13 protein-coding genes and 2 pseudogenes are annotated in these 26,663 nt (G+C 62.0%); 7 read left to right on the top strand and 8 right to left on the bottom strand.

Going from position 1 to position 26,663, the window contains the following annotated elements; translation table 11 throughout:
- Positions 1 to 13 precede the first annotated feature (13 nt).
- Both ccoO and ccoN read right to left on the bottom strand, forming a co-directional pair.
- Complete coding sequence (gene ccoO / locus ABID26_RS05635) at positions 14 to 745, bottom strand: cytochrome-c oxidase, cbb3-type subunit II (RefSeq protein ID WP_354414315.1); 732 nt, start codon at positions 743 to 745, stop codon at positions 14 to 16.
- Positions 736 to 2,367: a cytochrome-c oxidase, cbb3-type subunit I gene (ccoN, locus tag ABID26_RS05630; RefSeq protein ID WP_354414312.1), complete on the bottom strand. Its 1,632-nt coding sequence runs from the start codon at positions 2,365 to 2,367 to the stop codon at positions 736 to 738. Before ccoN ends, ccoO begins: the two co-directional genes overlap by 10 nt.
- Positions 2,368 to 3,425: 1,058 nt before the next feature.
- Between ccoN and ABID26_RS05625 the strand changes: the two genes are divergently transcribed.
- A complete protein-coding gene (locus ABID26_RS05625; RefSeq protein WP_354414309.1) occupies positions 3,426 to 4,586 on the top strand; it encodes an MFS transporter in 1,161 nt (386 codons plus the stop codon).
- Here the strand turns inward: ABID26_RS05625 and ABID26_RS05620 are convergent.
- The 3 genes and pseudogenes from ABID26_RS05620 to ABID26_RS05610 all read right to left on the bottom strand — a co-directional run.
- Positions 4,583 to 4,922: pseudogene (locus tag ABID26_RS05620) on the bottom strand (DUF4172 domain-containing protein); the annotation flags it as partial. The gene ABID26_RS05625 and the pseudogene ABID26_RS05620 sit on opposite strands and share 4 nt — an antisense overlap.
- A gap of 930 nt (positions 4,923 to 5,852) precedes the next feature.
- Entirely contained in the window at positions 5,853 to 7,238 is a 1,386-nt protein-coding gene (locus tag ABID26_RS05615) for a M16 family metallopeptidase (protein ID WP_435528548.1), read from the bottom strand.
- A complete protein-coding gene (locus ABID26_RS05610; protein ID WP_435528547.1) occupies positions 7,238 to 8,608 on the bottom strand; it encodes a M16 family metallopeptidase in 1,371 nt (456 codons plus the stop codon). The genes ABID26_RS05615 and ABID26_RS05610 overlap by 1 nt, the downstream gene beginning before the upstream one ends.
- A gap of 1,551 nt (positions 8,609 to 10,159) precedes the next feature.
- Between ABID26_RS05610 and ABID26_RS05605 the strand changes: the two genes are divergently transcribed.
- The gene (locus ABID26_RS05605) at positions 10,160 to 10,423 is read left to right on the top strand and encodes an Lrp/AsnC ligand binding domain-containing protein (protein WP_082044423.1); all 264 of its coding nucleotides are present in this window, start codon (positions 10,160 to 10,162) and stop codon (positions 10,421 to 10,423) included.
- Between the two features lie 646 nt (positions 10,424 to 11,069).
- Here the strand turns inward: ABID26_RS05605 and xopAD are convergent.
- Positions 11,070 to 18,473, bottom strand: coding sequence for a XopAD/skwp family type III secretion system effector (xopAD, locus tag ABID26_RS05600; RefSeq protein ID WP_435528546.1), 7,404 nt, complete (start codon positions 18,471 to 18,473; stop codon positions 11,070 to 11,072).
- A 354-nt stretch (positions 18,474 to 18,827) separates the two neighbouring features.
- Here xopAD and ABID26_RS05595 point away from each other — a divergent pair, with 354 nt between their 5' ends.
- The 3 genes from ABID26_RS05595 (at position 18,828) to ABID26_RS05585 (ending at position 21,645) form a co-directional block, all read left to right on the top strand.
- Positions 18,828 to 19,247 (top strand): hypothetical protein, encoded by a 420-nt coding sequence (locus tag ABID26_RS05595; RefSeq protein WP_354414303.1) that lies wholly within the window; start codon positions 18,828 to 18,830, stop codon positions 19,245 to 19,247.
- A 914-nt stretch (positions 19,248 to 20,161) separates the two neighbouring features.
- Entirely contained in the window at positions 20,162 to 20,803 is a 642-nt protein-coding gene (locus ABID26_RS05590; RefSeq protein ID WP_354414300.1) for a hypothetical protein, read from the top strand.
- Between the two features lie 380 nt (positions 20,804 to 21,183).
- Positions 21,184 to 21,645: a helicase-related protein gene (locus tag ABID26_RS05585; protein WP_354414298.1), complete on the top strand. Its 462-nt coding sequence runs from the start codon at positions 21,184 to 21,186 to the stop codon at positions 21,643 to 21,645.
- Between the two features lie 488 nt (positions 21,646 to 22,133).
- Here the strand turns inward: ABID26_RS05585 and ABID26_RS05580 are convergent, their stop codons facing one another.
- Both ABID26_RS05580 and ABID26_RS05575 read right to left on the bottom strand, forming a co-directional pair.
- Complete coding sequence (locus ABID26_RS05580; RefSeq protein ID WP_354414295.1) at positions 22,134 to 23,060, bottom strand: nucleotidyl transferase AbiEii/AbiGii toxin family protein; 927 nt, start codon at positions 23,058 to 23,060, stop codon at positions 22,134 to 22,136.
- Positions 23,047 to 23,898, bottom strand: a complete 852-nt coding sequence (locus ABID26_RS05575) for a type IV toxin-antitoxin system AbiEi family antitoxin domain-containing protein (RefSeq protein ID WP_354414292.1) — start codon at positions 23,896 to 23,898, stop codon at positions 23,047 to 23,049. The genes ABID26_RS05580 and ABID26_RS05575 overlap by 14 nt, the downstream gene beginning before the upstream one ends.
- Positions 23,899 to 24,084: 186 nt before the next feature.
- Here ABID26_RS05575 and ABID26_RS05570 point away from each other — a divergent pair.
- Both ABID26_RS05570 and ABID26_RS05565 read left to right on the top strand, forming a co-directional pair.
- Positions 24,085 to 24,249, top strand: a pseudogene (locus ABID26_RS05570) (recombinase family protein); the annotation flags it as partial.
- Positions 24,250 to 25,156: 907 nt separating this feature from the next.
- Positions 25,157 to 26,653 (top strand): GMC family oxidoreductase, encoded by a 1,497-nt coding sequence (locus ABID26_RS05565; RefSeq protein WP_354414289.1) that lies wholly within the window; start codon positions 25,157 to 25,159, stop codon positions 26,651 to 26,653.
- The last annotated feature ends 10 nt before the right edge of the window (positions 26,654 to 26,663 follow it).

Raw genomic sequence — 26,663 nt, 5'->3', positions numbered from 1 at the left:
CGGTTTGCTCTCCTCAGCGGTAGCCAACGGCTTCGTCGTAGTTCTTGAAATCGACGAGGGTGCCGAGCATCTGTAGATAGGCGACCAGAGCATCCATTTCGGTGACTTGTTGTGGATCACCGTCGAAGTCGCCGACTTTGGCCCTCGGATAGCGCTTCTCCAGGCCGGACGTGTCGGCATTGGGGTCGGCCTGCGCCAGCAGGTCGGCGTTGGCTTGCACGACCAGGTCGTGGGTGTAGGGGACACCGACGCGCCGATTGGCGGCGAGGTGCATGGAGAAGTCCTTCACCTCGATCGGCCTATCCTTCAGAAAAGCGTAGCTCGGCATGATGGATTCCGGCACCACGGAACGCGGGTCCGTGAGATGCTGGACATGCCAGCTGTTGGAGTAGCGGTCGCCGACGCGTGCGAGGTCCGGCCCGGTGCGCTTGGATCCCCACTGGAACGGATGGTCGTACATCGACTCGGCCGCCAGGCTGTAATGCCCGTAGCGCTCCACCTCGTCTCGGAACGGCCTGATCATCTGGCTGTGGCAGAGGTAGCATCCCTCGCGCACATAGATGTTGCGGCCGGCGAGCTCGAGCGGCGAGTACGGGCGCATGCCCTCCACCTTCTCGATCGTGTTGTCGAGATAGAACAGCGGCGCGATCTCGACGATGCCGCCGACTGTCACGACCAGCAGGGAGCCGACGAGAAGCAGCGTGGCGTTCTTCTCGATCAGCGCGTGCTTGTCCATCAAGCCCATTTTCTGGCTCCTGATCGCGCAGGCTGAAGGGCGGCGATAGAGCGCGGCATCGGGTCCTCTTCACGTTGGTAGCCAAAGATGGTCATTGCGATGTTCCAAGCCATGATCAGTGCACCGGAGAGGTACATGGCGCCGCCGGCGGCGCGCATGATGTAGTAAGGATGCATGGCGGCGACCGTTTCGGCGAAGGTGTAGACGAGGAACCCTTGCTCGTCGTACTCGCGCCACATCAGGCCCTGCATGATGCCGGAAACCCACATCGCGGCGGCGTAGACGACGATGCCAAGGGTCGCCAACCAGAAGTGCCAGGTGACGAGGCGCAGCGAGTAGAGACGCTCTCGATTCCAGAGTTTCGGCACCATGTAGTAGATCGCGCCGAACGAGATCATGCCGACCCAGCCGAGCGCGCCGGAGTGCACGTGGCCGATTGTCCAATCCGTATAATGCGAGAGCGAATTGACAGTCTTGATCGACATAATAGGTCCTTCAAAGGTCGACATGCCGTAGAACGCGACGGCCGCGACCATCATGCGGATAATGGGATCGGTGCGGAGCTTGTCCCAAGCGCCGGAGAGCGTCATCAGGCCGTTGATCATGCCGCCCCAGGAAGGCATCCACAGCATGATCGAGAACACCATGCCGAGCGTCTGTGCCCAGTCTGGCAGGGCGGTGTAGTGGAGATGGTGCGGCCCGGCCCAAATATAGAGGAAGATCAGCGCCCAGAAATGGATGATCGACAGGCGGTAGGAGTAGACCGGCCGGTTCGCCTGCTTGGGCACGAAGTAATACATCATGCCGAGGAAGCCGGCCGTTAGAAAGAAGCCGACCGCATTGTGGCCGTACCACCATTGCGTCAGAGCATCCTGAACGCCCGAGAAGGCGGAGTAGCTCTTGGACCCCAGGAAAGAAACGGGCATCGACAGGTTGTTCACCACATGCAGCATCGCAATGGTGATGATGAAGGACAGGTAGAACCAGTTGGCGACGTAGATATGCGGTTCCTTGCGCTTCAGGATGGTGCCGAGGAAAAGGACCAGGTACGCGACCCACACGATTGTCAGCCAGATGTCGACGTACCACTCAGGCTCGGCGTATTCGCGGCCTTCGGTGATGCCCAGCAGATAGCCGGTCGCGGCCATGACGATGAACAGTTGGTAGCCCCAGAAAACGAACCAGGCGAGATTGCCGCCAAACAGCCTGGCGCGGGACGTGCGCTGCACGACATACATGGATGTGCACAGAAGCGCATTGCCGCCAAAAGCGAAGATCACACCGGAGGTATGAAGCGGCCTCAGCCGGCCGAAATTGAACCAGGGCTCGATGTTGAGGTGAGGGAATGCAAGCTGAAGCGCGATGACTACGCCGACCAGCATGCCGATGACACCCCAGAAAACCGTGGCGATGGCCCCATAGCGGATTGGTCCATCCATGTAAGCTGCGGGGTCGATTGGAACTGCCGGCTTGAAGTCGGTGTTGCGCATCAGCATCGCGTTGAAGCCAGCCACGGCGAAGAACAAAACCCACATGTGCTGGCGAAATGGTTCATCCACCCCGAAGCCGGCGGCTACGAGGGCGCCAAAAGCAAAAAGGCCTAGAAGGACGATCTCTGTGCCAAATTTCATCGCAAAACCCGATCTGGAAATTCCGGCGGACGTCAATCCGCAGCGCATTAATCACGCAGTCGCGGCCTGTTTGCCCTGATCCATGTCAGAGCCGCACGATTTTGCTTCAGACGGGGGCAGAAGGTGGCGATTGAACGAGGAAACGCAGCACGCGAAGGCCTGGCTTCGCCGTCTGTGGGCAGGTGGGGCGTGGTGGCGATTGCAATGTGATGACGCGCGGGGTCTGCAAAATATGGCTGATGCCTTGCCGGCGTGGCCGCGTCAAAGGGACAGCCAATTATTCCGCTGCTTCGTGACACCATAGCGGTGCAACGGCGCCATCTCGTTCCTTGAGGTCCAGACGCGCCCCCCAGTCTCTACGAAACTAGAATTGCCCCATACCCTCATACCCTGGTGCACAGAGTCTCTCAATAGACGTGGCAAACAGCTCCCTTGTTAAGGAAAGCGAGCGTGACCTGACCGAAGCCTGTCGAGGCGACTGGGCGAGCAGGGCACGAACTTTTCTCGTTCAACGCCTATGGCTCGGAGAGCCTGAGACGCGGACAAAATCCCAAAGTGGCATAGCGCTTGCTCGCAGCATCAGGGGCATTGAGCTCCAGACTGGAGCGCAGCGCTATGTTTAAAGTCGCCAGTTCAGCCAACCTCGTCATCCTGTGTTCACCGGCGGGTTCCCGGCGAGCAGCAAGAACAGACATGATTTCCATACCGAACCGTGCTCGCGGCCGCAGGCATGTGACGCCGTGGCCAACTGGTATCGGAAAAAAGCCGCCGGAGTTCTCGCCAAGATTTCCTCAGCTTGCGCAGAGGCAATTGGCATCGCCAGCTCACCATGTTTTCGTCTCCTCCACAGTTGCCCATGAGAGAGAAACGTCAGGTCGCCCGAGCCAGAACAGTCCTGTTGACGATCATCGCTCAGACGCCGCCCGCCTCAACAGCCCGGCCTCTCTTCGAAAAAGGGCCGCTCTCCTTCTTCTGATTCCAGTGTTGTTATGGTGGAGTTCGTGCATCGCGGCCGTCCAGACAATCTCGGTCTTGGACCGTTTCAGCAGGGACATCCCATGCCGCTGCCGATCCTAGCGCTTGCCATTGCATCCTTCTGCATCGGCACCACAGAATTCGTCATCATGGGCCTGCTGCCGGAGGTCGCCGCCGATCTCGGGGTGTCGATCCCGTCGGCCGGCCTGCTGGTCACCGGCTATGCGCTGGGCGTCGTCCTCGGCGCGCCGATCGTCGCCATGGCAACCGCGCGCCTGCCGCGCAAGCCGGTGCTGGTCGGCCTCGCCACGCTGTTCGTCATCGGCAATCTCTTCTGCGCCGTCGCGCCGAACTACTGGCTGCTGATGGCGGCGCGGGTCTTCACCGCTTTCGGCCACGGCGCCTTCTTCGGCATCGGATCCGTGGTTGCGGCGAGCCTCGTACCGCGCAACAAGCGGGCGAGCGCCATCGCCCTGATGTTCGCCGGCCTGACGCTCGCCAACATCCTGGGGGTTCCCGCGGGCACGGCGCTGGGCGAAGCCTTCGGCTGGCGCGCCACCTTCCTCGCCGTCGTCGGCATTGGCCTGATCTCGGTCGCGGCCATCGCCTGGCTGGTGCCGTCGGATGTCGCGGAGCCGAGCGGCGGCGGTCTGCTCGGCGAACTCCGTGTCCTTGGCAAGCTGCAGGTCTGGCTGGCGATGCTGATCGCCTCGCTCGCCTCCGCCAGCCTGTTCGCCTTTTTCACCTACATCAAGCCATATCTCACCGACGTCTCCGGCCTGTCGAGGGCGACCGTCACATGGGTGCTTTTGCTGTTCGGCGCCGGCATGACCATCGGCAACATCATCGGCGGCAGGCTGGCCGATTGGAAGCTGATGCCGACAGTGATCGCCACGCTGCTCGCCATGGCTCTGCTGTTCGTCGTTTTCGCCAAGCTCGGTGCGATTGCCGCGGTCGCCGTCGCCAGCGTCTTCCTGTGGGGTGTGCTAATCTTTATCGTCGTGCCGCCGCTGCAGATCCGGGTGGTCGAAGCGGCGTCCGAAGGACCGAACCTGGCCGCGACGCTCAACCAGGGCGCCTTCAATGTCGGCAACGCCAGCGGCGCCTGGATCGGCGGCCTGGCCATCTCCTGGGGCATGTCCTATGCCAACCTGCCGCTGGTGGGCGCTGCGTTGGCGCTCGTGGCGGTCGCCGTAGCAGTGCTGTCGCTGGCGCTCGACCGCCGCGCGCTGGTACAGACTTAGTCATTCGCTGATGGGATCTGCGCACGATTGTCACGAATGTTCAGCATGCAACGTGTGTGTCGCAGTTCACCGGTTCTTGTCAGCGCCCCCTTGCCAACCAGATCCTACAGGTCCCTTGTCGCCGTGGCGCGCGACGCCTGGGTGATGGCGATATAGTTCTCGGCGCTAAGACTGCCCTTGAAACTGGCGATGCCTTTACGGAACATTCGAGCGACGACCTTTTTCTTGGCGCTCGTTGAACTGACCCCGATGGCGCTCATAGAATTTGGCCTTGGCGACGGAGAATTCAACTCGAGCAAGCGTTGTGCGCTGTGCTTTGAAGAACGTGTTGGCAAAGTCAATAAATGCGCAGGAGCGTAGGCAGAAACCCCGCGTTATGCAGGCCCTCGAGAAAATTGATGACTCCGCCGGCCATGATGAACCATGTGGCATCGCCGAGACTCTTGCGGAAATGGACAGTCGAAACCTGGCAAGCGTGCCGAGAACCATCATGGCGGCTGCGACGCCAAAGCCAAACGTGGGTGATACGGCACTCCACAGCACGCCGACGGCGCCGCTGGAGACGAACTTGGCGGTTCCGTTGACAATGCCGAGCCCGCGAGGCCCAGCTGGTCACCAATGCCGTGCGCCATCTCTTCGAGATCCCGGACGCTGCGCTCACGCTTTGGCCGGTGAGCCCGTCGGCCATCGAATCGCGCCCGCGCAACCGCTGCTCAAGATGCGGCATCTTCGCCTCGATTGCCGGCCTGCCGCAGAAGCTCGGCAACCTGGTGGGGAGCCCCGGTGATCGCGCTATCTTCCCTTTCGGCGCGCCGGGCTTCGAGCCTGCCACGCGCCAAGGCTTCATTACGGCTCAGAGTCATGGGCGGCAGGGTCGTCGCCGGCCGCCTGTCTCATGACTGAGACGACCGAGCCTCCAGGTGCTAGGGCAAGTTTCGGACAATTGCAACGGCCGGGCAAAGCATCAATTCCCTGGGAAGGAATCAGCGCGCTCAGAAGCTCAAAGTCAGTCAATGCTCCGTGGCAAGGCGACGTCGGGACGGCTATGGCCTCCGTTGTAAGCAATCCGTTGTCAATCAGTGGCCGATCTACGATGTGACTCCAGACGCCACAACTTGACTTATCTTTGCGGGCCTCGAGGGTCGCGTGCGCCGCATTTTTTTCGTAAGCTACGCCGAGACAGAAAGACGCGGCATTAGCGCGAGGAAATAGGCGATGCAAGCTCAAGCGATTGGGTGCCTTGCTAACCAGCATGGAAGCTGCCGCTCATCCTTTAATATCGGTGAGCGGCGGCCCGACGATCATGACGGTCGGATCGGCCGACAGAAGCTTCCTAGCCTCCGTCCTAACATCCTCCAGAGATACCGCTTCGATCAGCGCAGCGCGATTTTTGATATAGTCCATGGCGAAATTGTCGCGCTGCAGCCCGACCAGTGTCGCCGCAATCGAATCTGAAGACTTGAGGTGGTTAATCGCAAACGAGCCGATCAGGTATTTCTTAGTCGCCGCGAGCTCCTCCTCGGTCGGCCCCTTCCCGGCCATCTCCTTCACCACCTTGCGCACGATGGCAAGCGTCTCGGCGGCGCGGTCGGAGCGTGTCGCGGTCGCCACCACCAGCGCATTGGAATGCTCATGGTCGATCAGACGGGAGCTGACGCCGTAGGCGAGACCGCGCTTCTCGCGCACTTCTTCGAAGAGCCGCGAGGTGAACGTCGAGCCGCCGAGGATCTCGTTCATCAGCACGGCGGCGTAGAAGTCGGGCGAGCTGCGCTTCACCCCGGGCCAGGCGAGCTGCAGCGTGGTCTGCGGCAGGTCGTAATTCACCTCCAACTGCTGGCCGAGCCTGGGCGTGACGTCGGCCACGGGGGCGAGCGTATCCGCCTGCGGCAGGTCGCCGAATACTTCGTCCAGCTTGCCGCTCAGCGTCGCGGCGTCGATGTCGCCGACAACAGCCACATGCAGGCCGCGGCGGGCGAAACTGGCCTTGTGGAAAGTCTTGATGTCGGAGGCGGTGATGGTGGCCAAGCTCTCCTTGGTGCCCTCGCCCGGCCGCGCATAGGGGTGCTTGCCATAGATGGCGCGCAGCCAACGCTGCTGCGCCACCGTGTTGGGATCGCGCTCGTTAGCGAGGATGCCGGAGAGAATCTGGCTGCGGATGCGGTCGATCGGCGCCTGGTCGAAGCGCGGGCTGTTGACCGCCAGCTTCAGCAGCTCGAAGGCCCCGTCTTTCTCCTCCGACAGCATGCGCATCGAGCCGTAGGTGCCATCGCGCGCCGCCTGGAAGCTCATCTCGGCGCCGGCATCGTCGAGCTTCTGCTGGAAGGCTTCGCTGTCGAGGCCGCCGGCGCCCTCGTCAAACAGGCCGGTCATCAGATTGACCAGACCCTCCTTGCCGGCGGGGTCCTGGGCGCTGCCGCTATCGAAAACGAAGCGGATGGCTATCAGCGGGATCGAATGGTCCTCAACCAGCCAGGCGGTGACGCCCTTCTTCGACTTGACCTCCTGGATGTTCATCTCGGCGCGCGCGTCAAGCGCCGGCAGCTGCAGGAAGAACAGGGCAAAGCACACGGTGGCGATGGCGCGGCAGACCTTTCCTTCTCGCTTTTCAGGGGAAGGAACGCTGCTCATCCGTTCAAGGGCAAGGGTCATCATCAATTCCCCACCTGTTGCTGCGGCAAGAGATAGCCGGTGGTCGAATGGTCGAGCATTAGGTAGCGGGCGGCCACTTGCTTCACCTGCTCGGCGGTGACCTTGCGGATGCGCTCGGGCCTTTCCTCGACGTCCTTCACATTGCCGCCGGTGGCGAGCGTCGAGCCATACATATTGGCCATGTCTTTCTGCTTGTCGCGGGCAAAGATCATCGAGCGCACATAGCGGGTCTTGGCGCGCTCCAACTCGTCGCCGGTCACGCCATCCTTGACGATGCGGGCGATCTCGGCGTCGACGGCCGCTTCGACATCGGCGAGCTTGGCATCGCCGCGCGGCGCGCCATAGACGGTGAAGTTGGTGTTGTCGAGCATGGTGCTCTGGAAATAGGCGCCGGCAGTGGAAGCGATACCCTGCTCGACCACAAGCTGCTGGTAAAGGCGGCTGCGGTTGTCGCCGCCCAGGATCTCCGCCAGCAGGTCGAGCGCCTCGGCTTCGCCTTCCTTGGCCGTGCGATAGGACGGCACGACCCATTGCGTCGAAAAGCTCGGCACCGAGACGCGCGCGTCGGTGAGCGTCACCGTGCGCCTGGTATTCTGCTCGGGCTCCGCCGGGCGGATGCGCGGCGGCAGATCCGGCCCGCGCGCGATCTTGCCGAAGGTGCGTTCGGCCATCGCCTTCACCGCATTCGGTTCGACGTCGCCCGCCACCACCAGAACCGCGTTGTTTGGGTGGTAGTAGACGTCGTAAAACGCCTTAGCGTCCTCTCGGTTGAGCTGTTCCATTTCCTGCATCCAGCCGATTACCGAAATTCGGTAGGGCTGATTCTGCCAGAGCGTGGCATCGATCTCCTCTTCGAGCACCGCCTGCGGATTACTGTCGATGCGCGAGCGGCGCTCCTCCAGGATCACGTCGCGCTCGGTTTTGACGACGTCATCGGTGAGGATGAGGTTGCGCATACGGTCGGCCTCAAAACCCATCATCTGCTCGAGCGCCGAGGGCGGCACCGTCTCGTGGAAAGCGGTGTAGTCATAGTAGGTAAAGGCATTCTTGGAGCCGCCGATCTCGGACACCGTGCGATCGAGCTCGCCGGCGGCGTGATGGGCGGTTGCCTTGAACATCAGATGCTCGAAGAAATGGGCGATGCCGGATTTGCCGGGCGGCTCGTCGGCACTGCCGACCTTGTACCAGACCATGTGGGTGACGATCGGCGCGCGATGGTCAGGAATGACCACCACTTCCATGCCATTGCGGAGCAGGAAATCGGATGGAGACTTTTCGCCGGCCATTGGCGACCTGATCCCGGTGAAGGCTAGGATGGTTACCAACAGGGTCTTGGAAACCCAGCCGCCGGGGTTTGCAGCGAACATCGTCATGAATCTGTTTTGCTCCTTGGTACGCCACGCGTTCGATAGATCGGGTAAGCATGGAACGTGCCAAGCAGAAATGACTTCCCGGCAACGCATCAGCACCCAAACGGACCATGTCGGTTGTCGGACATTGTCGGGTTTCATCCCCAGCGTTGGCCGATGCGATTGTAAGGGAGCGGTGGTTCGGCACGTTGCCGTTCACGCTCCCGAACCGGGGCCAGCATAGCTGGTGCGGTATCGCCTATTATCTGGGCGGCGGTGGCGGATAGGTCCCCTACCCTTTGCGCGCATCGGCTGGCTAGACTAAATCGGCGTGTTAGCCTCGATCTAAGCGCGAGCATCACCAAGCGGGTGCTGCCTCCTACCGGGGCTGCTCTGGTGCTTACAGGTAGCAGGCCCGACCCCTTGCGGCCGGTCCGCTTCAGCAGCGGTTGATCGACGAGATGACCCCGCGCCAGCCCCGTCAGGAGACGCCCGGGTTCGCGACCTTCCTTGGGCCGGTCGCCGGACACGGCGTCAGCGGACGATCTGCGCCGGTTCCAGGTCGGTCAGCAGGATGACGGCAGCCGGTCCCGATCATGAACAGGCATCGTCAGAGCCGCAGGATTTTGCCTCTGGCAGCATCGAGTTCGGTGTGAGTGGAGCGATTGAAGGAGGAACCGCGGCGCGGCGAAGCCCGCTTACGAAACAAGGCCGCCGCCCGGGCCGCTGCGGCGTGGTGGCAATCGCGGGCGATCTGATAACGCGAGTAGGATCTGCGAATGTGGGCGATGGCTTACCGACGTCGACAGGATTGGCGAAGCGCGACCGCCCCGAAGCCCGGCCAATGGCGACATCAAGACACGCGGCAACAGTGCTGGCCAAATCAAACATTTTGGCAATCTGTGCCAAGGCCTTCGTCGCCGACGCTGCGAGCAGCTCGGATCAGACGGGACCGCTGGTCGCCTCTGGCGATATCGGCGATCGGCTCGCTGGAGCCGCGGCACGCTGATGTCGAGGTGGTCAGCAGGTCATTTCATGACCACGTCACCCCTTCAGCGGAACGCCGCGGACGGAAAACCTTGCTCAGTTTTCTTGGAATTGCCCCTGGCTGGTCATCCATCGCTACGCTTTTGGCCCCTCGTTCTCAATAGGGCGATTGTATTCATGATCCGAGGAGGTTGCAGCCAGGCGCGAGATGAAATTGCGCCCCCATTCCCGCAATCCGGGCCGTCATCTGTGCGCCCCGATGGCCAAAGGGAATATTCGCCCCCGCGACAACGTCCTCATTCGACGTGAATTCGCGGATTGTGACTTGTGCTAGGTACGACGTGTTTGCGCGGGCAATCGTCGGGCGACTTGCAAGCCAGGTGTAGGCCTGGCTATACGGGGGTCTTCGCGCAACTTCAAAGGGAGATGGTCGGCTGGAAAGCGCGAACATTCTGTCGTCGGCAGTTTGGGTTCGAACAGAAAGCGTGGGTCAACCCCGCACGGCGGTTTTCTCACCGCGGCTCGATCCCACTGAAACCGCGGCTGACTCCATGAGGTGTTTAAGTTGGAAAAACCGGAGAGAGAAATTTGACAACCGGTAGCAAAATCCCGGTCCGGATCGAGTTGGAGGCCATTAGCTCACACACGGTCGAGCGCTTCGAAAATTCTCTGCGAAAGCATCCTGAAATCGAAGAATGCTATGCGGTGAGCGGCAAGACGGATTACCTTCTATACGTCTGCGTAAAGGACATCCGGGGCTACGAAGAGATCCACCGGGAAGTCCTTTCCAGGCTACCTGGGGTAAGAAAAATTAGGGCGGATATTCCTCTACGCCGTGTCGTTCCATTTTGATGGATGGCGCGACCCGAGCGCATCCGCGAAATCTTCATTTAGGTGGGTAAGGCAAGGCGCGTCTAAATTTGCCGAGAGGCTGGCTCACGTTGCTGGCGATTATACGAGAGGAAGATACGTACTGAGAATGACGCGGGCCGAGTTCTACGATCTGGTCCCGCCGAAACCGATGACCGAAATCGCAAGGCAGTGTGGCATCAGAAACCAGCATGTGGGGCGGACATGCGATGCGTATGAGATCGCTCGGCCGCGTGCCGGCCTTCGGCAAAGAGTAGAGCACGGCAAGTCGGTGGAAACCGCTGCGCTCGATTACAAGATCCACAGCCTGTCGAGGCGACTCTGCGAGCAGGGCACGATGCTTTCTCGTTCAACCCCCTTAGCTCGGGGAGCCTGAGACCGGGACAAAATCCCAAGGTGGCATAGCGCTTGCGGTATCAGGGGTATTGAGCTCCAGACTGGAGCGCAGCGCTGTAATGTTTAGAGTCGCCAGTTCAGCCAACGTCGTCATCTTGTGTTCACCGGGGAGTTGCCGGCGAGCAACAAGAACGGACATGATTTCCACACCGAACCGTCTCGCCGACACTCCGGCCTGGTTGACCAGCGGATGATGGCGATTGAAGCGGTGCCACGACCGTTGCAGCAAGCTTCATGGACCGGAGCCGATAAGCGGCCTGAGGCGGCCCAGCAAGGCCTGGCGGTCGGCGACGAGGGTGTCGAGGTGGAGCGGCCGGCCGGTGGGCGGTTCGGCTTCAGCCAGGCGTGCGGTCAACGCCCGGGTGGCGTCGAGGACGAAGACGCCGCAATCATAGTTGTTGTCCTGCTGAGCCATCAGCACCGGCTTCAAGCGGGCGCCCAGCTTTGCGGCGAGCTCTTGTGCCAGCGCGCTGTTTTGGCTGGCTGAGGAGTCGTAATGATAGGCGAGCGGCTGGGAGCCGCGCAGATCGACAAACAGCAGCGACCAATGGGTGCCCTGCTCGCCAAGCGCGGCATTGTTGAGGGGAAGGAACACGAAGTTGGTCCTGGCGTCCGCCAAATTGCCCCCGCCGCCGGCGATGCCGTGGAAGATGGCGGCCGCTTCGGCCTCGTCTTCGGTCATGCGCAACAGATGGGTCACCGAAGGCTCGACCAATCGGATCCGGGCGGCGATGTCGGGACTGGCCCCGTGCAAGGCCTCGCCAAGCAGGGCGTAATCGGCCGTGATATGGTCGTCCAGGAGCCATTGGGTGGCGCCAAGCGCCAGCCGATGCGCTGCAGCGGCTGCCGGGGGAAGCCCGGCTGCCTGGCGCTCGGTCGGCCGAACGCCAGGTGGCACGTCGACTGCGATGCCGGGAGCGTCGGAGATGGCTGATGTCCCGGCAGTGGGGAGGGTCTCGGCAGCGGCGAGCGTCTCGGCAGCGGCAGGCGGCTCAGGAGCAGGCGCCTCGTTGGCATGTGTCTCGTTAGCAGGGGTCTCGTTGGCAAGGGTCTGTGCGGCTGCGTCCTCGCCGCCGCACAGGTAGGCGTGGAGCGCCTTCACGCAAGGCTCGGCGTTCTCCTTGTCCTTTGCGGAAGGCGGGACCACCGTGATATCAGCCAGTTGGTAGAGCGGCCGGCGCTCGTCGAACATGCGGCTTACCTTCTGCTCGCCGTCGGGGCCTTGCAGCAGCGGCCGGCTGGTGTCGTTCCTGAGGCGCCTGCGGATCACTTGCGGGTTGGTGTCGAGCCAGATCGATACCGCCTTCTCGCGGATCAGGGCTCGATTGTTGGGCTCGATGAAGCCGCCGCCGCCGGTTGCGATGACGATCGGCCCCTTCTCCAGCTGCTTGGCGAGCTCTTCGGCCTCCAGCTGTCTGAAGTGGGCCTCGCCCCGGCGCGCGAACAGATCGCTCAGATTGCCGTGCTTGCGCACGATTTCCTTGTCGGTGTCGACAAACTTCACCCCCAGCTTGCCGGCAAGCTCGCGGCCGATGGTCGACTTGCCGCTGCTCGGCATGCCGACCAGCACGACCGGGCGCATGCCGAGGGCGGCTATGATCGCGCCGGCCTGCGGCGAGCGGGCGGCCGCGGGCTGGCTTGCCCGGTCGGCGGTGGCCAACCTGGAGGCCCCAGCCGTCCGCGACCGGCTGTGGCCCGCCGAGCCCCAGTGGGGGATGCTGGAGGCGTCGGGGGGAATGGCGACCTCGAGGCATCTGTCCTGCACGCGCTGCACGAGCTCGTAGGCCTTTTGCTCGGCGTCCGGCCCGGGGTGGCGCCGCAGCCAGTCGATCTGCTTGTAGAGGTCGTGGTTGGCGAGCTTGGCCCGGTAGCTGGCCGGCGTATGGAACTCGACCTCGAAGCGATAGGCCTGCGGGGTGCTAAACACGGCGCGGATGGCGAGGAAGCGCGGCGTGCGCATCCTGAACCAGTTGGTGGTCTCGACCTCGCTGCAGCCGCGCTCCTCGAAGGCCAGCACGGCCGTCTTGAAGGCGCGCGTCAGGGCCGCGTCCGGGATCTCGAAGACATGACGCACCGCATTGGTGAGCAGCTGGGCCTCGGGCGCGGCGCTCACGCTCTGGCCGGTAAGCTCGTCGGCCATCGAATCGCGCCCGCGCAGGCGCTGCTCGAGATGCGGCAGGGTCACCTCGATGCCGGCCTGCCGCAAAAGCGCGGCGACCGCCTGCGCGGTCTCGGTGATGGCGCCTTCCTCCGCCGCGGCGCACTGGGCTGCGCGGCTGGCGCGCTCCAGGGCCTGCTCGCGGCTCAGCGTGATCGTGGCGGCGGGGTCGTCGGCGGCCGCGACGCCCAAGGGGCTGGGCAGGATGCCGTTCGCGGCGGCAAGCTTGATCGAGGCCTCCATGACCGAGGCCGCCAGTGTCGGATTGTCCTTCAGATCCGCCAGGCTGGCGTCGACGTCGAAGCGGCCCTGGTGCAGCGTTGCCGCCAGCGCCTTGACATAGGGCGCCGGCTTCAGGCCCGGGACCTGTTGCAGGAGCCGCTGCAGATCGGCGCTCTTCTTCATGAACAGCCGCGCCCCGGTGTCGGACTTGTAGGCGTCGGTGCCGACCTTAATGCCGACGCTCAACAGGTTGATGGCGCTTTCATGCAGATCGTGCGGGTTGTAGCCGTCGGGCCGCGGATCGATGCGCGCCCGGCAGTGGTTGAGCAGGAGCTCGACGCGCTCCCTGGCGTCGGCGGCCGCTGGATAGGATTCGGCGAGCTCGGGAAACAGCGCGCCGGCGGCGGCGCTGACGCCAGCAGTTGCGCTGGTCGAGGCCGTGGCTCGCGCCAACGGCTCGCCCTTGGGCTGCTCCCCGTTGGGCTGCTCCTCATTGCCCTGGTGGGCCCAGGTCTCGAGCTCGCTGACCAGCAAGGCGGCCAGTTCGCGGGCCACCGGATGCCGGGCCGCCTCGCCGTCCTGCCTGGCCCTCTCGAGGAGCCCCAGCATGGTCTGGCCGTCCGGCCGGTCTGCGTGCAGTTGGACGCGGATGTCGGCCCTGAGCTCATGGTGAATGCCCTCGTAGGTGCCGAAGACGGCACGCTCGGCAAACCAGCGTTGCGCTTCAAGCGGCTGCGCCAGGACGTTGCGCTGCAGGCAGCTGTAGGTCTCCAGCACCTGCTGGGTGGCCGACAGGATCTGCCGGGAGCGGCTGAACTGGTAGCTGCCGTTCTCGATGGCCGGCGTGTGCGACTTCGGCGGCTTCAGCGAGGCCAGGCCGCGCGCCTGCTCCTTCTGATCGAACTGGCGCACATGCTCGTAGAGCCTGGGCCGGTCGCCGACGATGACAACGGTATCGCCGTCGAAATCGCCGTCGAGCTTCTTTTGTTCGGCGCTCGGCACCGCAACCAGCGAGCCGGGCGCGAACACCTCCGTCGCCTGCAGGATGCCGACGCAGTCGAGCCCGGTGTCGGCCTTGACCCGGTCCTTGCCCTCGAGCCAGTGCGAATGGCACTTGACGTCCTCGGCCGACATCACCACCGAACGCTCGGCGAAGGCGGCCGGCCACATCCGGTCGGGCACCACGATCAGGATGCCCTTGGCAAACAAGGTCGGATCGTCGACGGCAAGCCTTTCCCCCGACTTATGCGCGACGTTGAAGCTGTACTGGAAGGCCACGCACCGGTCCAGGAACGCCGCGGTCGCGTCGCCGTCGCGCGCCGACCTGACCTGGCCGGCGGCGAACGGGCGCAGGTTCGGCTTGTCGTAGGGCGAGCGCCCGACAAGCACGCCGCCATCGGCGGTCAAGGTCTCGCTCTTGAGCGTCGGCACATAAAGGCGTCCGTCGCCGGACGGCACGGCGACGGCGCCCGGGCCATCGATGTGGCCAGAGGTAACGGTCCGAAACAGCTCCTCGGCCGTCAGCCTCGGCTGCTCACGGCTGCCGAGCCAGGCCTCGGCCTTCTCGCGCGTCTCCTCGGCCACCGCTGCGTTGCGCGGATAATGCTGCAGGGCCGAGGCCGGCACCGAGGCTCGCTTGCCCTGGCCAAAGACACGCACCGGCGCGGCGCCGTCCGGGCGGACGGCCCGGGCGATGGCCGGCATGCGCTCGGCCAGCGAGGCCCTGATGAAGCCGCAGCCGTCATGCGGCCGCAGGGCGATCGGGCCGTCCGGCCCGGCGAGCCTGAAGGGATGCGCCGCCCCTGCCGGGCGGTCGGGCAGGAGCGACAGCCTGAAGGCGCCTTCGAGCGCATAGTCGTGCGGACCAAGCCCGGGGATGTCCGGCGGCGCGGCAAAGCCGCGGCGCTGGGTGTAGTAATAGGCTTCCTTGAACGGCGCCCAGGCCCGCGCCAGCTGCTCGAAGGCCGTCCCCGGCGCCGTGTCGGCATAGGGGATCGCCAAAAGCTTGCCGCCGGTGGCCTCGTCGGCCGCGCCGGGCAGGCGGGCGGCAAGCTGGGCCAGGGACTTTTGCGGCGCCTTCAGCTTGCTGCCGCCGAACAGGTCCATGCGGTAGGGCACGCCCTCGACGCTGAGCGTGCGCGCCAGCATGAAGGCGCTCGGCTTGCCCGGCAGCTGCACCGCAACCACCCTGACAGCCCCCGAGGTCAGGCGGTGGAAGATGGAATAGCGCAGCTCCGCTTCGCCGGCCAGCGGCCGCCCCTGCATGTCGACCACCGGCAGCCGCATCAGTCCGGCATCGCCTTGCGGCGGCCGCGGCTCGTGGTCCATGGCCTCAAGCACGCCATGGACATCGAAGACGGCGGCGGCATGCTGGGCCTGGACGCTCGGCGCGTTCTGGGCCATGAAGGTGTCGAGCGCGTCGAGCGGCCCCTCCGCCTCGATCTCGGCGATCAGGTTCCAGCTCATGTTGGAAAGGTCGGCCTCGATGAGGGCGCGGGCGCTGTCCAGGATCTGGCTGGTCTTGGCGTGCAGCTCTTCCTGGCGGCGCCGCAAGGCGAGCTTGTCGCCCTCGACATAGGGCCGCCGGTAGAGCTTCTCCAGCACGGCGCGGGTCTTGAGCACCTGATAGATCGATAGCGCCGGGCAGCGGCTTGCATTGGCGCCGCTGTCGCGCTCGGCCTGGCCTGCCTCGAGATGCGCCTCGATCTTGCGCTCCACCACCGGCTGGATGGCGTTGAGAAGGTTCAGCGCCGGCCTGCGGTACCAGCGCAACGCCGGCCGCGGGCTGCGCGCCAGCGGCAGCAGGGCGGCGCACAGATTGCCCATGGTCTCCAGATTGTTGTCGCGCTCGAAGGCGGGCGTTGCGCGCAGCGCCTCTAGCCGGTCCAGCCCCGGCTTTGCCAGCACACCCAGATCGTCGGACAACTGCGCCTTGCTCAGGGCCTTGAAGATGTTGGCGATGGCCAGGACATCGGCCTGCTGCAGCCGGTCCTCGGCATAGTGAAGATAATGCGCCAGCTGATGCACCCGCTCCTTCAGCATAGCGGGTTCGGCCACCTCCCCGGCTTCCTCGCCCTGCAGGATACCGCGCGCCAGACCATTCGCGACCATCGCAAGCCGTGGCGTCGCGAACGCGCCGAAGCGACGGCCCTTGGGGCCGAGACCGCGGGCGATCTCCACCAGAGCCTGATAACACACCGGCTCTTGGGTCCACTTGGCGAAGCCGTTCACCAGGAGCGCCAAATCCTGCGCCGTAAATTCGGAGAGCCCGACATCCGGGCGATCGGCGCGGCCAAGGACCTCCTCGCCAATGGCGACCGTGGCCTGCCGATTGCGCTCCTCTTGCGGCCACTTGCTGAAACCGTTCACCAGGACCGCCAGATGCTGATGACTAAATTCCTTGATTTTGCCGACGCGGGAAGCGATCTCCCCAGCCATGGCGACTGCAGCCTGGCGCATGCCTGGCTCTTGCGGCCATTTGCTGAAGCCATTCACCAAATTGGCCAGGCTCAGCGGAGCAAAGTCGGAGAGCCCGACATTTGTGTGATAGGCGCGGCGAAGGACCTCGCCGCCGATGGCGGCCGTGGCCTGCCGATTTCGCTCCTCCTGCGGCCACTTGCTGAAACCGTTCACCAGTATGGCCAGCTGCTGATGGGTAAATCCCTTGATTTTGTCGGCATGGGAGGCGATCTCCCCGGCGACGGCGACCGCCGCCTGGCGCATGCCTGGCTCTTGCGGCCACTTGCTGAAGCCATTGATCAGATAGGCCAGCTCCTGACCAGGAAAACCGCGCAATCGGTTGGCGGCGCGACTGAGCTCAGAGGCGATGGCAATCATCGCCTCGCGCGTGCTTGCCTGTTCCGGCCATTTGCTGAAACCGTTCACCAGATCGGCCAACTCTTGATTCGCAAATCCCTTGAGCTTTCCGGCTCGGGCAACGACCTCGCTTGCGATGGCAATGGTCGCCTCGCTCGTCTTCTGCTGGTCAGGCCACTTGCTGAAACCGTTCACCAGGTTGGCCAACTCTTGATACCCAAATCTGTTGAGCGAGCCGGCTCGGGTAACGATCTCGCCCGCAATGGAAACCGTCGCCTCGCGCGTCTGTTCGGGCCACTTGCTGAAACCGTTCGCCAGGTTCGCCAGATGTTGATCAGTGAATCCGCCGAGCTCTTTGGCACGCGCAACGATCTCGCCGGCGATGGCAACAGTAGCATGGCGCATGTCGATTTCTTCGGGCCATTTGCCGAACCCGTTCACCAGATTGGCCAACTCTTGATGTGGAAATCTATTGAGCTTGCCGGCGCGGCCAACGATCTCGGCGGCGATGTCCGCCACAGCTTGGCGCAAATCCTGTTCTTCCGGGTACTTGCCGAAGCCATTGACCAGGTTCGACAGGCCCTGCGGGCTAAAATCGGAGAGCCGCTTGGCTCGGCCTGCAAGGCGCGTCACTTCGGTGCCGATAGCGCTAGTGGCTTTCCGACACTTCGCCTGGCTCGGCCATTTGCTGAAACCGTTCACCAAGTTCGCCAGGCCCTGCGGTTCGAAATCGGAAAGCCGATTGGCCCGGTCCGCGAGGTACGTCACCTCGGTGCCGATAGCGCTGGTGGCGTCCCGACACTCCGCTTGTTTCGGCCATTTGCTGAAGCCATTGACCAGATTGGTCAGGTTCTGCGGACTGAATTGGGAAAATCCCTCCGTCTCAGCGCGGCGAAGAACCTCACCAGCAACTGCGAAAGTGCCGTCGCCACACCCTGGCTGGTCAGGCCACTTGCTGAAGCCGTTCACCAGCAGCGCGATGTTGCGAGCGTCCAGCTTGCGAAGCATTGCGCGGTTGTTGCTGCAGAACTTGGCGATCCTGATTGTGCCGTCGCGGCATTCCGCCAGTTGGGGATATCGACCGAACGACAAGGAAAACAGTGGCAACGCGCTGGGATCCAGGTCGCTTAAGGCGCTGGTAGACCTCGATACCTTGGCTGCCATGGCCCTGCAGGCCTGCATGCCCGCCTCGCCTCCAGGCTCGCGGCTGACTGCGTTGGACACGGTCGCATATCCAAACGATTCTCCTTCACGGATATCCCGCTCCCAGTTTGGCAGAAACTGGCGAGTGAATTGAACAGCGGCTCCTTGCAGGAATGCTGCCTGCTCTTCCTGGTCCCGCAGCAAGCCGCTATGGCGCACCACCGCACAGGAGAATTGAACGATGTCCCGAGCTCGGCCGATGTCATCGAGAGCCTTGTTGAACAGATTGCTCGACATTGCGCGAGACGCGCGCTGCGGGGCTGCTTCGGAATGCCGTCCCACTTGCAAATCGGCAGGTTGTCTATGCGGTGGCAATCCGGCTGTGTTCGCGCGTCCGGACCGCTGCGCCTGGCGCGAGGGCCCGCCCTCGGCCCGCAAAGCGCCTGATTGCTGCTGCGACTCTTCAAGTCGTTGGGACTTCATGCGGCGGCTATCGCGCGCGCCTACATCGTCACGGCGTGGCGGCCCGGCCTCCATGCCGGATGGGTTTCGACCATGCGACGGGGCGGAGGTGTGTGAGCTTTCGGTGACGCCATCTCTGCGCCGCGATCCGGCATCCGAACGCGAAGGACCCGCTTGCCGTCCTTGCCCATGAGACCGCTGCTCGCTTCCAAGACGGATGTTGGTTTCTACGCCATCGTCGGCACGTCGCTCTCCTGGCCCGGCGTTCCTATCGGACGTGGTCTGTCGATGCGACAGGACCGGAGCGTAAGAACTTTCGCTTGCATGATCACCGCGTTCCGGCTCACCGTCAGAACGCAAAGCGCTTTCTTCCTGACTTGCTTCACCTTCTCGCGCCAAAAGAAAACGGCGCCGCGTCATGCCCGTTCCGCGCAATGCGGAAGCGAAAAGTCGTGGTTGACCAACGGGGCGCGCGGACCGGTCCTGCGGGGTATCATCACCGCGGCCTGCGACGCGGCTGGAGGAAGCTTCGCTAGCCTGCGGCTCGCGGTGCATCCCCTCGACAATCGAGTTGAACGCGTTTCCGCCTTCTGCCGCGGCGTGACCTGATGCGGCGCGGGACCTGCCGTCCGGGGCGCCACCGGCTGGAGTGTCTCCGCTGCGCGATCTTCCCGTCCGGCCGATGTTGGTCATGTTTCGTCTCCGATCCAGGCAACAACGCATCGCCTAAAGTGTGTGGAGCAACGACAGGCGAGCCAACATGGTCGCCGCTCACCCCAAAGCGCGCCTAGGGCACCGAACCCGGGAGCTCTGAAGCAAGCACCTTGTCCGATCGGTAAATCGAGCAGGCCCTTGGCCGGGCCGACGCTCGAATACCTTTCGCTCGCAGTCGGGAGGTCGCAATCACCTTCAGCATCACCTAACAACCATTGCTCCCTTGAGCGGAACGTAGCTTGGCTGACCTGACGACAAACTGACGTGCTATGAGAGCTGAGCAGAATCTGAGAGCCGCCGGAGCAAACTGTTGCTTTTGGCCTAGGGACAAAGGCCGGCTGAACTGACGTGCGAACGGTATGACCGACGCGAGTACGTTAGACCGGCGGCGCGTAAGGCACACGGAATCCAGCTGCTTGGAACGCCAGACTCCTATCCTCAGAGGGGACGTGACTTTCTCCGGAGTGAAGGTACATCTATGACCAAGTGTGCGGCGAGCTCACCATGGCGAATCTCTTTTCCTTTCTGAATTGTTCGGCCGCAGAGCGCCTCGCCCCACGAAAATTGCAGATCCCGCATCGGCTCCGTAAACCTAGCCAGCAATGAGGCGGGCTATCAGGGACTCGACATTCGCCTCGACAACGTCGAGGTTACTTTCCTCGGTAAGACCGAGCAGGAACGCGACGAGATCAAGCTCAGCAAGTTCAACGTCTCCAAAGCAGCACGCAAACGGCGCTTCGCCTTCAGCATGCTTGCCTAGGCGTTTTTTTGCAGGAGAGAGCGGCGACGACCCCTCTTTCGTATCCCATATGGCGGGCCTCGCCCGCGAGGCGCTTATCGCTGAAGAGTATATTGATGCCTTCCGCTATGCGTTCTTGCTTTGCGAAGCGCTCTATGGGGGCGGAAAGTTCAAGACTGTTCAGCTTGTTCAGGCGATGCACAGCAACGATCAATTCCGGGCCATCGTCGAGGCCGCAATGAATGACTTCAATACCGACCCCATCCATCGGCGGTCGAATGCCAAACAATTGATCGCCCAGCATCCCACCGCTCTGACCATGATCGAATACCTCGTAGCGCAAAGGGGGTTCTATTTTCATGGCAATCTGGAGCGAAAGGACGCCTGGCACCCGGACCATCAGAACAAGGCAAAGGAACTCGCTGAAATCGCCGTCGGTCTGGCCGGCGGGATAGCCCACAGCTTTGCCGACCAAATGTTCAAACCTGAAATTGCCTCTCGCTATTTCGAGAATGCAAGGAAGCAAGGAGCAATAATGACGATCAACGTTGAGATGAAATTCAAAGACGAGGCAGGCTTCGAGCAGAACCGAACCATGAGAATAAATACGCCAGGCACGCGCGCGACGAATTCAATGGCGATGGCAGTGCATGCGCAATTCCTGGAATGGGCGGAGGTTGAAATGAGCGACAAAAATCTATCTCGGCTGTAGCGGTCGATGCTAAGTCTGGCAAAGAGCTTTTTCGCTCGCACTACCTGAGTTCAGATGGCGCCGCCACCGGCTAAATCGGGACGTTTGGCGCGGGACGTCGTAGGAAGGGACGGATGCCGCTGCCCAAATCCAGTGGATTGAGAAATGGCTTGTTGAGTGCGGGATGTTGGCCCCATTCTTATCTCGTGTAACGGCGCCCGAGAGGATACGAACCGTTATCAGATCTGAGTCAGAACATTGAAGGCTGTCTCTTCCAATTTTCCCGAGAAGCCGATCAGAGTTACATTCCTGAATGTCCGCTAACGATAACGGAAGCGCAGTAAGCTGTCGGTCGGCAATTGATGCGGTGGACGGCTCTCCTTCCGCCCAGCGATATGATCGTGGGGCCAGAGCTGGAGGAGATCTATGATGGGCAAAGCAGGCCGGTCGTCGACCAGATCATCTACACCAAGGCCTTTGGCATGGGCCTCGACGTCCCGAACGTCCGCCTCGTGATCCATTGGCAGCAGTCGGCATCGGTCGAAGAACAGCTGCAGGAATTCGGCCGCGCCGGAAGGGACGGGAAGCCTTCCGTGGCGGTTATGTTCCATAGTGGTTCGAGCCTCGGCCGCGATATCTCAAGGCTGCGTTTCATGGCGGAGAAAACGGTGGAGACAGCACAGGTACTCGCGCTCGACGGGGAGCAGATGCTGGAGCAGCGCCATCAGATTGATCAGGTCAGCGAGCTAATGAGGACCCGGTCCTGCATGCGCACCGCGATCTCGGAATATTTTCAGGGGCCGAAGATCGCCCGGCGCCCAAGCCTTTCGGTCGCTGGATTGGGCGTTCAGCAGCCGGGGTAAGGCTCGACGCTTTCGGGCCTGCTGCGACCATTGCAACCGAGCAGAGATCAAACGCGGTGGAATGTCGGGGTACGTCGAGCCTGATGTATTCGCTGAGGCGTCGCACAATGGCAGACGCGCGGGTCTCGAAATCTCCACGGATATGAATGTGCGCCTTCTCCGTCTTTTCAGGCGTCGCCGTAATTTGGGAGCCAGGGACACTGGCTGATCCCGGAAGGTCACGATAATAGCCGTTGCCTGTTCTCCCGTGCGGTCGAACTCGATGACGGCACCATAGCCTTCAAGCGGCCAGCTATCGGCCAGCACAATAGGGTTTCCGAGGGGGAAACGAAGGCGAACATCCATACTGCCCCCCTTTTCGAAGGCCAAATTAGGTTAAAACGTGAAGCGCTCAAACGCAGGCAGCCCGGCATCCCAGCCGTAGTCCGAGCCCGCATTTCGGGCTCGCTTCACATCAGACGGCGGCGCAGGCCAGTGCGACCACGTGATTACTTATCACCGATTCCCAATACTGTTGCCAGACGTTCAGTTAAGACCGCCCTCGCCTCCGCGCTCAACCTATCAAGGTTCTGCTGCTTGAATCTCACCGCCGGCAGCTCCGCAGCGCCGGCCAATCCGAGCTTTTCCCAGTCAGGCTTGCCCTTCTTGAAACCGACCAGAAATTCACGATGCGCCTGGGGCATACTGCCGATCAAGATTTCAACAAGCTGCGCCCGCGTGGCGTGAAGTTCGGCGAGCGGTACATCCTCCTCGGTCATCCCGGCAAAGTTCTTCTCATACTCGGCCGCAATGTCTTTCTGACCGGAGGCGATGACTTCAGCGATGGGGCGGCCATGGCTGATGAGATAGACGATAAACCCTTGGCGCAAATCGTCGGTGATCCCCTCGTTGGCCAGCAAATCCCTGATATCGAAAAGGTCGCGGGGGTGCTGCCGGTCGAGGGCCGCCATGGTCTTACCCGCATATAAGTCCGCGAACGAGACCACCTGAATCTCCGCGAAGCCGAACTCATCTTCCACGGTTGCCGACACCGACCTTATTTCCGGGGCAAAAACACAGCCGCGCAGAACGGGCGTGACTTCGATTTTGATCTGCGTACGGTTCCTGTCCTGAACGACGAGGCGGGTCAGGCTACCGTCGTTCTGGCGGCTTTCAAAGACGCGCGAGCCTGCGACTGAGTCCTCAATCCGTATCTTGATCCGCAGAAGCGCAGCCTCAATGGCGGCCAGCGATTCATCCCGCGGCATAACCGGCAGGAAGGTCAGGTCGATATCGACCGACAGGCGCGGCATATCGCGGACGAACAGATTGATGGCGGTACCGCCCTTGAGGGCGAAATCCTTCTCCTGGGCCACAGCCGGGAGCGTCTGGATTAGCAAGGCGACCTGCTGGCGGTACTGTTCACTGACCGGCATATAATTCCTCCGGCACGGTGATCAGGTAGGTGGGGTCAAGGCGACCGCCCGGCACGAGCATCCGCTTGCCGGTTCCGAGATCGACGGCCTCTTTGTTGAGGTGCTTGCGCCACGGGTGATTGTGGCGGTCGGCGAAGAAGAAGAACAGGCGTTTAACCTTGATGCTCTTGCAATCAAGGAGCAGCTTCTGCAGCCGCCGGGGGCTGAGGGTGGTGAGCCCTTCTATGATTTTGTCGGCCTGGTCGAAACTCTCATGGCCGGGCAGCCCGTCCAGCATTTCGAGGACGGCGCGCTCAGGCGTTGAAAGCGTCAGCGGCCATTCCCACTGGCCCCATGGCATGACCCGGAAAGAGCCGCCGTGGATATTGTCGTCGCTGATATGGCTGCCGTCTTTGAGGTTCCACGCCAGACTGGTAAGCCCGAAGTGTATAGGCTCATTGCGAAACAGGGCCTCGCTGTTGTGATAAACGAACGTGATTTGCAGCGGGAGCTTTTTCAGCCAAGTTGGCGCCTCGTCGGGGCTATAGAGGTGAACCTCCTTCTCTTCCCGCCTGAGATAGTGGGAAAATCCGTGGAGTGACAGCGCCGTGCCCCCGCCAACAAGGAGCGGTTTCATCAGCAGGGTCTGCAGCGATATGACGACATGCTCCCATAGGAGTTTTCCGCCGGGCTTGCGATAGACGCCGTGAGCCAGGCGCTCCAGCCAGCCGTTAGTGACGTATTTTCGGCAAAGCTGGGCGGAGTAGCCGCGCTCCTTCAACCATGCTGAATCCACGACCAGTCCTTCGGGAAGTTCGCGTTGCAGGCGGTTTAGCTTTCCTGGGAATTCTTCACTCATGGTTTACACTATAAGAATTTTCTAAACCATAGTCAAGTTCATACCTTACCGCATTTATAAACCCAAAGGCCACAAATCGAGCCCTTCTCAAACCGACGTCCAGGCCCTGCTTCGCGACTCACGCGTGAACTGCCAGAGGCCGGAGTCCCGGCCGCCGGCACCGCCGCTCAAACGACGGCGGCTTTCTTGAACCCTGGCGGCCGCAAGAAGGTCGCGTTCTACGCCCGCTACTCATCGGACAATCAGCGAGACGCCTCGATCGAGGATCAATTGGGGCTCTGCCGCCTCCATGCCGAGAAGCAAAGCTGGACGGTCGTCGACAGCTATTCCGACCGCGCGATCTCCGGCGCGTTGCCGCTAGAGCTGGCCTGGCGGCTGAATTCTAGCGGCTTGGCTTTCGACAAGCTGACGGATGAGCGCGCTGCACATGGCAGGCTTCCTGTCATGTGCCTGCCAGGCAGTCAAGACGAGATCGACTGGTCGGCCTTTGGCCTCGACGAGCGCGTGACCTTGGTCGTGAGCCCGCCGCGGCAACATGCAACATCGTCGTCATCCCCTTTTTGCCCTGGCCGCATGTTGGCGAACGCTGACACAGGAGTCGATCATGATGATCTGGCCGCCGAAAGCCTTGGAAAAAGCCGCGAGCACCCTCCAATGAACTGAAACTGAGGCCCGGCAGGGCTGGCGGTCCCACAGGGTTTTTGTTCTCTGTGCGTTCCGGTAGCTACGCAACGATTAGCGTAATCTAATATTATCAAGCGATCCTTTGGTACTTCGGTGGGCGCCAGCGACCGCCGGATCACCATCCAGCAGACGTTACGCTAAAAGGGGAGAAACACGAGTATCGGAACGAAGGCTGAGACTGCGGTGTCCATGATTCCTGACGGCGGGTCGAGCCCGCAAGCGCTTGACGTTTGGCACAGTCCAATGTCCGACAATGTTGGAAATGCGACTACCAGAGTACAAGCATCGGATTGAGTTAAAACGGTTTCTCGTTGGCACAGTAAATGCGCTGTCATCCGCACCACGTCACTGAAACGGAGAAGACGTTTCATGGTCACCCCGCCAATGCCGCCGCCGCTACTCTTCCGGATGCATCCACCTACGACGGCCTCTTCGTCAACTGCCGCCACCCAGCCAATGGCCCGGCAGCCATCGCCGCCCCCCACTACGCGGCCCGTATAAAGCACCTCCTGATGTCAATCGCGAACACCGCCCGCTGGCCCGCTACCACAAACCTCACAGGAGACTATTACCCGTGACGGACATCAGACACATTGCAGCGCACGTGTGTAATTACACAAACTTCGATGCGGTTGTTATCGGCTCCGGGCCATCTGGATCGATCGTCGCCCGGACACTTGCGGAAAAGGGATGCCATGTGGCCGTCCTGGAATATGGAGGCCCGGCTTGTCCTGGCGCCATGCTCGGGCCTCATCAAGCGGCCTACAGCAAGGCACTCACTTCCAATGGCCACGCCGATGGCAACCCCTGGACAGCGTGCTGCGTCGGCGGGGGGATGGGGTTCTACAACGCGATAACGTTCAGATACCGACAAGCAGATCTGTCAGCTTCCCAATATCTTACGACTGACATGGCGATTGACTGGCCGATTACCGTCGAGGAGCTCGAGCCCTACTATTTGGAGATCGAGCACCTCTTGGAGATCAGTGGCGCGAATGGGTTTCCATCGTATCCAGCCAGTCCGCGTGGGCTGATGTTATCCAATGCAATGCAGGAACTCGGCATAAGATCAAAAACCATCCCACTGGCAATCAGGCCGCCAGGGACCAATAAGGGATGCATCAATTGTTCGGCTTGCGATGAACTGGCGTGCCCTACGGATGCGAGAGCATCAGTGCTTGCAAGAAACATTTTGGATGACTCCGCCCTGCCAGGGACAATCTCGGTTCTATACGGCTGTTTCGTCAACCGGATCCAAATGCAGAACGACGGTCGGGCAGGAGCCCTTGAGTGCTATGTGCCGCTCTCATCGGAACTGATCAGGATCCCAATTGAAAGGGTCATCGTCTGCGCAAACGCGATACAAACAGCGGCATTGATGCTCCGGTCGAAGAGTGACCATGCACCGAAGGGAATAGGAAACGAATCCGGCCTCGTTGGACGCGGCCTCTCGTTCAAGATTGGCGGCTACTCCGTCGGCTACATGGAGCGAGCCGATGGGGGCTCCGATGCATTTGCTCCGCACTGGGGACCGCATTCGACCGTTTATACCGATGAGTTCTACGAACATAACGGCGCGCCATGCAAATTTGGCGGGCTCATTTATGAAGCGAATTTCCCTTTGCCGAATGAGAACGTAGGCGTTGTGCGCCTACACTACATAGCCGGAGAAGAGCCATGGTCGCATAACCGCGTCGCGCTTGACGAGGCCGCTGACCAGTATGGTACCCCTTATATCCGTTTCGAATACCGAAGCTCGGAAAATGACCGTGCACGAAGGAATTTTCTCGCCGACCGCGCGGATGACATTCTGCGCCACCTTCGCGCATTCCGCATCGAGCGAGAGCCATATTTCCCGGGAAAAGGCAGCTCCCACCTGCACGGCACGATGCGCGCCGGTAGTGATCCGAGGAACTCGGTCGTGGACAGCTGCGGCAGGGTCCATGGGTTGACCAACATCCATGTGATGGATGGCTCCGTTATGAACTTCGCCGGGAACAGCAATCCGACCCACACAATCATGGCCAACGCCAGGCGAATGGCGATGTCACTCGGTGAAGGCGCAATTTAGATGCTCGGTT

Source organism: Mesorhizobium shonense (assembly GCF_040545255.1).
Classification (GTDB): domain Bacteria; phylum Pseudomonadota; class Alphaproteobacteria; order Rhizobiales; family Rhizobiaceae; genus Mesorhizobium; species Mesorhizobium shonense.
The sequence above is the reverse complement of the archived record's forward strand: the minus strand, read 5'-3'. Positions and strand labels throughout refer to the sequence as shown.

Bases quoted from the DNA above. Each gene is read 5' to 3' on its own strand.
- ccoO (WP_354414315.1), bottom strand. From the start codon at position 745: ATGGGCTTGATGGACAAGCACGCGCTGATCGAGAAGAACGCCACGCTG.
- ccoN (WP_354414312.1), bottom strand. From the start codon at position 2,367: ATGAAATTTGGCACAGAGATCGTCCTTCTAGGCCTTTTTGCTTTTGGC.
- ABID26_RS05625 (WP_354414309.1), top strand. From the start codon at position 3,426: ATGCCGCTGCCGATCCTAGCGCTTGCCATTGCATCCTTCTGCATCGGC.
- ABID26_RS05615 (WP_435528548.1), bottom strand. From the start codon at position 7,238: ATGATGACCCTTGCCCTTGAACGGATGAGCAGCGTTCCTTCCCCTGAA.
- ABID26_RS05610 (WP_435528547.1), bottom strand. From the start codon at position 8,608: ATGACGATGTTCGCTGCAAACCCCGGCGGCTGGGTTTCCAAGACCCTG.
- xopAD (WP_435528546.1), bottom strand. From the start codon at position 18,473: ATGTCGAGCAATCTGTTCAACAAGGCTCTCGATGACATCGGCCGAGCT.
- ABID26_RS05595 (WP_354414303.1), top strand. From the start codon at position 18,828: ATGAGACCGCTGCTCGCTTCCAAGACGGATGTTGGTTTCTACGCCATC.
- ABID26_RS05590 (WP_354414300.1), top strand. From the start codon at position 20,162: ATGGCGGGCCTCGCCCGCGAGGCGCTTATCGCTGAAGAGTATATTGAT.
- ABID26_RS05580 (WP_354414295.1), bottom strand. From the start codon at position 23,060: ATGCCGGTCAGTGAACAGTACCGCCAGCAGGTCGCCTTGCTAATCCAG.
- ABID26_RS05575 (WP_354414292.1), bottom strand. From the start codon at position 23,898: ATGAGTGAAGAATTCCCAGGAAAGCTAAACCGCCTGCAACGCGAACTT.